Below are 9,003 nucleotides of genomic sequence, written 5' to 3'. Positions count from 1 at the left end.
AAAAAGATGGTTCCGGCGATGATTGTCACCAAGAGCACGGCCAGTGAGATCAACGATATGACCATTTTGGATTTAACCTCATACTCGCCTTGCATGTATTCTGCCAGAAGGTGGGTACAGTACACGGCATTGCCGGAAAACAACAACACCACAATGAATTGTATTGAGGCCGGTACCATCAAGTAACCTTCATGAGACAGGTTTTTCCACAGGGAATGACTATAATAAGCCAGGACGATAAACTCAATCAAACCCGCTGCGTATTGGAATACCAGGCTTTGCTTCTGCATCTCGGTATTATGCTCCATCAATTCGCGGATTTGAGCCTGTGTGGCCAGATTGCTGCGGCTGTTCATCATGTCGATGCGGCTCCGCACCACCTCGATAGCCGCCTGATAGTCTTGCTGGGATACCTGCAGGTTGGCTTCAGCTTGGGTCAGCTGGTCGAGACGCTCATGATAATTCTCCATCCAGGTATTTAACCGGGCCTGATCAAAATCTAAGGCAGACTCCTGCCGCAGCTGGCGGGTCCACTGGTTTAATACGGCCTGCAAGTTGGCTTTGCCTTTTGCGATGAGGTGACGGCTTCCGGCTATTTTGGCATAAGAAGTGGTTAGCCTGTTCAATTGAGCATTCAATTCTTCGGTTTCTTTATGCTCTCCCTGGTCTGAAACCAGATTGGCATGCAGTATCAAGGATAACTCGCGGTCCAGAGCTGCAGTTTCCCGGTTTACTGAGGCCAGTTGTTCCCGCAAGAGCCTGCTTATTATTCCCGCCTTAAGTTGTTGAGCTTCGAACTGCGCCAAGCGCTGTCCCCAAAAAACAGAGCTGCTAGCATCGTAAACTTCGGGATTGGCTACATAAAAGATATTGGTCGGAGACAGGGCATATCTCATCAGCCGGCCGGTTTTTACCGGTATTTCCATACCCGGTTTTCCCCCCACCGCCGCTTCATAATGCTTGAGCAGGTCTTCCCAGGGATGTCCCGGGGCGATTACAATTGTGGCCTGGCCCAGGATCATATCCACATCCACTCCGGCTTGTTGCTCCAGGGATTTGATCTCTTGAAAAGAATCTTGCCAACTGCCTGCCGGACTGTAAGCCAGGGCCCAAACACAGCTCCCCTCGCCCGTAGAAAACTGCCAGAAGCTTTGTTTAAAGGGCAGACTATGGGGCAAGCCGCCGCCATCACAGTCAGTAAACGGCCGGAATCCGGCGTTTTGCAGCAAAGGAGCCATTTTGCCAATAAACTGCGGTGCATCCTCATCGAATAAGAAATAATATTGGAATATCCCTTCAACCATCGGCCGCTTCTTCCTTCCGAATTTTGCTAACAAAAACATAACAAAGATAGCCCAGTAAGTCCAGGTACTTTAAGTCGCCGTAGCAGATTGGCAACAGCAGGCTACAAAAACCCCAAAAACATCTTATGGAAATAATGTAAATAATTGTATATATTTAGAATAGACTGCTGAAACAAGCGGATGGTGTAGAAAAATGGCTTTTAAAACCGCCTCAGGCCATACGGAGCGCGCCCTTAAGCCGGGCTTATCCAAGGTTATTTCCTTCACCGAGCCAAAACAAACCTCTTCAGAAGCCCGGCCGGAAGAACTCCGGGGCTGCATCTCCCTGAATAACCTGGGCTGCCTGGGCTGTATTGACTTGCTGGATGAGATCCTGCATCAGGCCATACAACACCGGGCCAGTGATATTCATGTCGAGCCCAGGGAAAATGATGTCCGGCTGCGCTTCCGGATCGATGGCGTTATATATCAGGTGGCGACTCTGGCCCATGAGGTTCATCCCCAACTGATATCCCGCATAAAAATCCTGGCGGGAATGGATATAGCTGAAAAACGGCTTCCCCAGGATGGACGCTTTACCTTTGCGGGTTTACACGGCAAGGTTGACTGCCGCGTTTCCACCATGCCTGCCGTACAGGGCGAGAAGGCGGTTATAAGGGTTCTAGACCGCTCACAGGCCATTACCGAATTGGGGCAGCTGGGTTTAAGCCGGCACAATTACGAACTCCTGACAAGCCTGTCCAGACGCAATCATGGCCTGCTGCTGGTGACCGGCCCTACCGGCAGCGGCAAAACCAGCACTTTGTACGCATTGCTGCACGGGATCAATACCGTGCACAAAAATATTATCACACTGGAAGACCCGGTGGAGTACTCTCTGGAGAACATCAACCAGGTGCAGATTAATAGCAAGGCCGGGCTCCGTTTCGCTAACGGGCTGCGCTCCGCCTTGCGGCAGGACCCGGATGTGATCATGGTAGGTGAGATCCGCGACGAGGAGACCGCACAGCTGGCGGTTCATGCGGCTTTAACCGGTCATCTGGTTCTATCCACCCTGCATACCAATAGTGCCGCAGCAGCGGTGGCCAGACTGATGGACATGGGGTGTGAGCCGTACCTCCTGGCCTCAGCCCTGACCGGCATTGTGGCGCAGCGCCTGATCCGGCTATTATGCCCGCTGTGTCAGGAAGGCTTCAGGTTGGATCATAGGTCGGCGGTCCTTTTCAATCAACCCGAGTTGAGCGGGATGACGATGTACAAGCCGGTAGGGTGCAGCCAGTGTTTGGGTCTGGGCTATATGGGACGAACCGCCATTCAAGAAGTGATGACAATTGGGCCGCGATTGAAAAAGGTCATCTATACAGGCGCTCGTTCTGAGGAGGAATTGGAAGCTCTGGCCGTGGCAAATCACATGGCGCCGATAAAGCATGATGGGATTGATAAGGCTATACGGGGCTTAAGCAGTCTGGAAGAAGTGATGCGCGTAGTAAGCGAAGACAATGAAAGGGAAGGGCCATGATGGAGCAGGCGGCAGTATCACAGGACAAATCCGCTGATAAAGAATCAGCCCCTAAAGTGAATTTGGCTTTAACCCGGTTCGCTTCCATATTTGGACCAGGACTGGACTGGTTTAAATTGGCGGGCATACCGCGGCGTGAGATAGCCCAGTTATTCAAACAGCTGGCGGTGATGTTGGGAGCCGGTCTCAGCCTGGAACGCAGTTTGGAAATCCTTATCGCCCAGACTTCAAGACCCTATTTGAAAGAAGCCCTGGACGACGTACTGGATCAAGTCCGAAGCGGCTTTTCCCTCTATCATGCGATAGCCTCGCATGACAAGCTCTTTCCCGGACTGGCCGCGCAGATGATAAAGGTCGGAGAGTCCGGCGGAGTACTCACCGGCATGCTCTACCGGGCCAGTGAATACATCGAGCATCAATATGAAATCAACCACCGGGTGTTGACCGCACTGGCTTATCCCAGCATCGTATTTGTATTTGCGGTGGCTGCAGTGTTGAGCATAAGTTTCTTTATCATGCCAATGTTTACTGAACTCTACGCCACCAGCGGGGTGCCTTTGCCAGCCCTGACTATCCTGGTGATTTCCAGCGCAGAATTCATCAGGCATTTCGGCTTGCTGGTCTTGGTCCTGTTTCTGGCCGGCAGCTTTATAATAACCGGGGTTATACGAAAAACGCCCCTGGCCTTGCCGGTCCATCATCGGGTGCTTACCCTCCCTATTGTTGGAAAAACCATCCGCGGTCGGGCCATCATGCAGATTACAGAGACTCTGGCCGTTTTGCTCAAAGTCGGGGTGCCTGCCTTGACTGCACTGGAGACGGCCGGGAAAACGGTGGAAAACCTCTACCTGCAGCAGGTTATTAAAGAGACCTGCCTGAATATGCGGGCCGGACAGGGTATAGCCCGGAGTCTGGCCCAATACCGCATTTTTGAAGAGATGTATATCCGCATGATTGCGGCCGGAGAAGAGAGCGGCAGCCTTGCTGAAATGCTTGACGCACTGGCCACGCATCTGAAAAAGGAACTACTGCACAGGCTGGATAGCATGATCGCCTTGCTGGAACCAGCCTTGATTTTGGTGGTGGCTTTTCTAGTGGGTACAACGGTAATAGCTACGCTCCTGCCGATGTACAGTCTCATGGATCTGGCCGGCGGCTTGTAGTTTAGAAGAGAAAGAAAGGAGGTGTAAAAGGTGAGTGTAATGAGAATAAGGTCAAAGCTTAAAGGGGAACAGGGTTTTACCTTAATTGAACTTATTGTGGTTATGGCCATATTGGCCCTTTTGGCCGGATTGGTGGTGCCCAGATTTGCCAATATCCTAACAGATTCTGAGACTAAAGCCAATCAAGCCAATCTGGATATGCTCAACAACGCCTGTGATTTATACGAGACCAATACAGGCAATACGGTGGCTGATCTGGATGAACTGGTTACGAATGATTACATCAAATCCATTCCCACCAACCCCGTAACCGGAGCGGCCTATACCCTGGCAGAGCTGGGCCGTGGGGAATAGGATCAGACAAGGCCTGAGAGCCCGCAGCAGTCAACTTCGGAATTGTGCCGGAGTCACCTTGCTGGAAGTTCTGGTGGCTTTATTGTTGCTGGGATTGTTATCGGGCTCCATCATTAAGATCGCCGGCGTCAGCGGGCATTGGGTAAAAGAGGCCGAAAGGCAGACCCAGGCCTCGGTATTGGCTTTCGGGATTCTGGATTATTACCGCGCCGACCCCGGCGGCCTGGCAATCGGGCCTTTAAGCGGTGGGGATGCTCGTGAATTGTTGTTCGGCGAGCCGGTAGAAGAGAACATCTATCCCTGGCAGATCTGCTATCAGCCCTATGATGCTCAAGCGGAATTGTTGGAAATTCAGGTGAAGGTTAACTGGGATGGTGGACAAACTGAAAAAGCAGTGGAGATGTACACCCTGTTGTACGCTCCCCCGTAAATTCTTATCAGGTTTAAAAGGCCAGTCTGGTTTGACACTGCTGGAAACCGTACTGGCCTTGTTTCTATTGCTGCTTATCCTGCAAAGCGTTATGGCCTTGTTCTGGCACGCTTTCCTGGCGGCGGAAAAGCTTCAGCATGCTCCCGATCTTCAATACGCAGTCAGGCGGGCCCGCCAGCATCTGAGCGTGGATCTGGCCGGCTCTATTCAGGTGCAGGTAAAGGACGCCACGGGGCAAAACGCAGTTAGCGGGCCGCATCTGTATCTGACCATGAGCGATGAAATGCTGCATTATTACGTGGATAGCGGCCAGCTTTATCGCGACAGCAATCACGGTTCTCCGCTGCCTCTGGCGGAATACATCGAAAGCCTGAACTTCTCCATACATAATCCAGGTACGGTGGTCATGCTTATTTCTGCTGAACAAGGCAGTTCCCGCTGTGAAGGAATAAGCAATTTTAAATACAATCGCTATGCCAGCGAGGTGATACAGGGCCTTGAAGACATCTGAACGAGGCAATGCGGTTATATTCGTCCTGGTGGTTATGTTGGCCTGCAGCGGTTTTATAATGGCGGGTCTGCAGACCGCCTTTATCAACGGGAACATCGTGTATTGGGACCGCAGCAGTCTGCAAGCCTGGCAGGCTGCTGATGCCGGGCTGGCCTGGGCGCACTGCCAATTGACCAACCGGCCCTTCAGTCAGAGCGATCCCCTTCAAGCGGATATAGCTTTGCCGAACGGCGCTCACTGTGTGGTCAGCGGCACTTCGATGATGAACGGTGCCGCCCGCGAATATACGGTTATTTCCAGCGGCAGCTATCAAGGCGCATTATACAAGGCTGCCCGCAAATTCACCATACTTCCGCCGTAATGCAAACACAAGTAAATGAGGATGATCCTGATATTGATGAAGAACTGGAAATCACCCTTAAAATATTGATCAAAAGATTTCTTCCAAACCAACGCAACCGCAGTTATCTGCGAAACTAGTGCGAATACTGCTTTTGGTTCTCGTGAACCGACAGGCCTCATGATAATTAAATTGCCCCGTTATGCAACGCATTTGCGTTTATCCTAAAACTAAAACCTCTCAAATCAAGCCTTCAAAATAAAATGTTATTCCCTGAACCTTTTAGTTTACATAATATCGTTCATGCTCTTATCGCGGCCATTTATGTTCATTTACCGGTTGTTTGTGCCGAGAGGGAGGAAAATGTATACAATATTCAAAAATAAATAAATATTCACTTAATTTGTCGAGGGGAGAGGGGTATATAGTGGGGCCAGTCGTAAAATTTTGTAGAATAGGCTTAAAACGTTCAATTTATTTATTTTTATGCTTTATTTTGATATTTCCAAGTGTCGCTAAAGGCGAGTTGGATATCAGCCCTGTTAATCTACCTGTCAATCAAGCCATAGAACCGGTAATTGTAACGCCCTCGGTTTCGGCCAATGCAACAACAAGATTTCTGATTAAATATAAACGGGGAACGGCTGATATAACCAGGGAAAACCCGAAGACGGCTCATTTTTACAAGGCTAAGACAATCAAAAAATTAGGTAGATCAGAATTTGAATTGATAGTAACTTCCAAACCAACCGATAAAGACACAATAATCAGCGATTTACGAACCCTGCCGGAATTCTCGGACATAGAATATATTCAGCCTGATTACGCCATCTCGATGGTCTCCAACGATTCCTATTATAATCAGCAATGGGGTATAGACAGTCAATTCTATCAAGGGTCAGAATCTATAGAACTTCCTGGAGATGAAAAGACAACTACTACCTCGCCACAATACAGTTTCGATGCCAATGTAGTCCCGGCCTGGGATGAATCTCTCGGTCAAGGCGTTTGTGTTGCTGTTATTGATAGCGGTATCGACATAACCCATGAAGATCTGCATAGCAATATCTGGGTAAATGCAATGGAATTGCCCGGTAATGGAATCGACGACGATGATAATGGATATATAGATGACATTTGGGGATGGAATTTCAGCGGTAACGATAACTTAATACACGATCCCCAAAACATGTCTGATGAGTGGCATGGTACCCATATTGCAGGTATTATTGCTGCACAAAAGGATAACGGCATAGGGATAGCCGGTGTTGCTCCTGAAGCCCAAATAATGTCTTTAAAAGCCTTCAAGAACGGAACCGCATATACTAGCGATATTATCAATGCAATACAGTATGCGTCACAAATGGGGGCTACAATTGTAAATTGCAGCTGGGGAAGCAGCCAGTATAATCAAGCCTTATTTGAGGTCATCCAATCTCATCCCGAGATCCTGTTTATAGCTGCGGCCGGCAATAATGGTCAGGATCTATCTTCCTATCCAGTTTATCCGGCATCTTACCAGCTAGACAACGTTATTACTGTAGCTTCTTTCAATCAATCGGCGGCTTTTTCGGCATTTTCCAACTATAACGCGGATGTAGTAGATATTGCAGCGCCGGGAGAAGAGATAATAAGCACTTTACCTGACAATGATTATGGACCCAGCGGAGGGACTTCGATGGCAGCAGCTTTTGTTTCTGCAGAAGCCGCTCTGGTTAGGGCTGCAAATGAAGAATTAAGTTCGCTCCAGATCAAAACCAATATTATTAACGGATGTGACCGTCTTTCTTCTCTTATAGGTAAGGTGAACAACCACAGCAAAATCAATTGCTATAATGCGGTAACAGCAATTGATTCCAGCAACAGTCCCATTACTCAGGTGGCTGCTAATAATAGTGGTTCTACAGGATCAGATTTCCCACATGATTCAGAGTACCATTTGTATTCCATTCCTCAGTGGCAAAGTGTAGCTAATATGTCCGCTGGAAGGGCCAACGTAATTGCTGTCCAATGCAAGGGCAAAATTTATGCCATGGGTGGATATGTAAAGGGTGGGGTTACCGGAAAAATGGAGATGTATGACCCTGCTGCCGATACCTGGACTACAAAGGCCAGTCTTCCAATTCCTCGGGCTTCTTTTGCCGCAACCGTCTTAGATAACAAAATCTATGTATTAGGCGGAGCTGACGATAATGGAACGGATTTAAACAGTATGTATGTATATAATCCAGATACCAATGTTTGGACAGCCAGGGCCAATTTGCCTCAAGCTGTGCGTGGCCTGGGGGCATGCAACCTTAACGGAAAAATCTATGCCCTGGGGGGAGTCTATTATGATACACGATGGGAAAACGATCAATATATATCAACGGTTTCGGAATATGATCCGACTACCAATACATGGACCTATAAAGCTAGTATGTCGACTGCTCGAACCGTACATGTAGGTGCGGTGAACGGAAAAATATATGCTATAGGCGGTGGTGATGGGGATAGAAACTTAAATCTCGTAGAGGAATATGACCCAATCGCAAATGTCTGGCACACTCGTGCCAGCATGCCAACCACCAGCAATAACTTATATATGTCGAGCTCGGGAGCCATCATATATGGAATCCACGGAAGCATTGGAGTTGTGGAGGCTTACGATCCTTACAAAGATGAATGGAGTACTTTAACCCCGGTAAACGCATATGGCAACATGGGTGCCGTGGTAGCTGGAGGGAAACTGTACGGGATAGGAGGGAGGAGTACTAGCAGCAGTACGGTGTACAGTTGGGTCAGAACTCTAGATATTGAGCCAGGAGCGTGGAACCCCAGACCATATATGCCGTCTAAAAGAATCTCTTTCGGAGCAAGTACACTTAATAATTTTACCTATGTAATTGGCGGTTATAACAACGGGTTCTTGGATACCGTGGAACAATATAATTCGAATAACGGAGTCTGGGTGGGTAGAACCAACATGCCCACTGCGAGGGCAGCACTAGGGGTAGCAGAAATCAATGGGAAATTCTATGCCATTGGCGGATATAATGGATCACAGTATCTTAATACCGTAGAGGAATACGAACATCAGGCTGATACATGGGCGACTAAATCTTCTATGCCTACAGCACGAGGCGATGCCGGGATCGTATCCTGTAATGGAAAAGTATATGCGATCGGTGGATACAATGGAACATATCTCAGTACAGTTGAAGAATATGATCCTGTCACAGATACCTGGACAGCCAAAGCAAGTATGCCAACGCCCAGATGCCGGATGGCTGTAACGGTCAACGCGAACAAAATCTATGTGCTGGGTGGTTTTTATAATGGATGGTTGGACACCGTAGAAGAGTTTGACCCGGCCAACAATACCTGGACAGTTAGGGAAAAT

General features: G+C 48.7%; 8 protein-coding genes. 7 read left to right on the top strand and 1 reads right to left on the bottom strand.

Annotated elements, in window-relative coordinates:
• Positions 1-1,304 (bottom strand): hypothetical protein (locus B3W37_RS09445; protein WP_483175529.1); only part of this gene is annotated, 1,304 nt, incomplete at its 3' end.
• Between the two features lie 193 nt (positions 1,305-1,497).
• On the opposite strand from B3W37_RS09445, the gene B3W37_RS09440 reads away from it, so the two are divergent.
• The 7 genes from B3W37_RS09440 to B3W37_RS09410 all read left to right on the top strand — a co-directional run.
• The gene (locus B3W37_RS09440) at positions 1,498-2,823 is read left to right on the top strand and encodes a GspE/PulE family protein (RefSeq protein ID WP_483175528.1); all 1,326 of its coding nucleotides are present in this window, start codon (positions 1,498-1,500) and stop codon (positions 2,821-2,823) included.
• Positions 2,820-3,986, top strand: coding sequence for a type II secretion system F family protein (locus B3W37_RS09435; RefSeq protein WP_483175527.1), 1,167 nt, complete (start codon positions 2,820-2,822; stop codon positions 3,984-3,986). The genes B3W37_RS09440 and B3W37_RS09435 overlap by 4 nt, the downstream gene beginning before the upstream one ends.
• Before the next feature lie 39 nt (positions 3,987-4,025).
• Positions 4,026-4,340 carry a competence type IV pilus major pilin ComGC gene (locus B3W37_RS09430; protein ID WP_483175555.1) on the top strand — a complete coding sequence of 105 codons (315 nt, stop codon included), beginning with the start codon at positions 4,026-4,028 and terminating at the stop codon, positions 4,338-4,340.
• Complete coding sequence (locus tag B3W37_RS09425; protein ID WP_483175525.1) at positions 4,330-4,770, top strand: prepilin-type N-terminal cleavage/methylation domain-containing protein; 441 nt, start codon at positions 4,330-4,332, stop codon at positions 4,768-4,770. Before B3W37_RS09430 ends, B3W37_RS09425 begins: the two co-directional genes overlap by 11 nt.
• A gap of 31 nt (positions 4,771-4,801) precedes the next feature.
• Positions 4,802-5,281, top strand: a complete 480-nt coding sequence (locus tag B3W37_RS09420; protein WP_483175524.1) for a hypothetical protein — start codon at positions 4,802-4,804, stop codon at positions 5,279-5,281.
• On the top strand, positions 5,268-5,642 hold the full coding sequence (locus B3W37_RS09415; protein WP_483175522.1) for a hypothetical protein: 375 nt from the start codon (positions 5,268-5,270) through the stop codon (positions 5,640-5,642). Before B3W37_RS09420 ends, B3W37_RS09415 begins: the two co-directional genes overlap by 14 nt.
• A 406-nt stretch (positions 5,643-6,048) precedes the next feature.
• On the top strand, positions 6,049-9,003 hold a 2,955-nt coding region (locus tag B3W37_RS09410), incomplete at its 3' end, for a S8 family serine peptidase (protein WP_483175521.1).

The organism is Syntrophomonas sp. UBA5494 (assembly GCF_002426325.1).
The sequence above is the reverse complement of the archived record's forward strand: the minus strand, read 5'-3'. Positions and strand labels throughout refer to the sequence as shown.

Bases quoted from the DNA above. Each gene is read 5' to 3' on its own strand.
- B3W37_RS09440 (WP_483175528.1), top strand. From the start codon at position 1,498: ATGGCTTTTAAAACCGCCTCAGGCCATACGGAGCGCGCCCTTAAGCCG.
- B3W37_RS09435 (WP_483175527.1), top strand. From the start codon at position 2,820: ATGATGGAGCAGGCGGCAGTATCACAGGACAAATCCGCTGATAAAGAA.
- B3W37_RS09430 (WP_483175555.1), top strand. From the start codon at position 4,026: ATGAGAATAAGGTCAAAGCTTAAAGGGGAACAGGGTTTTACCTTAATT.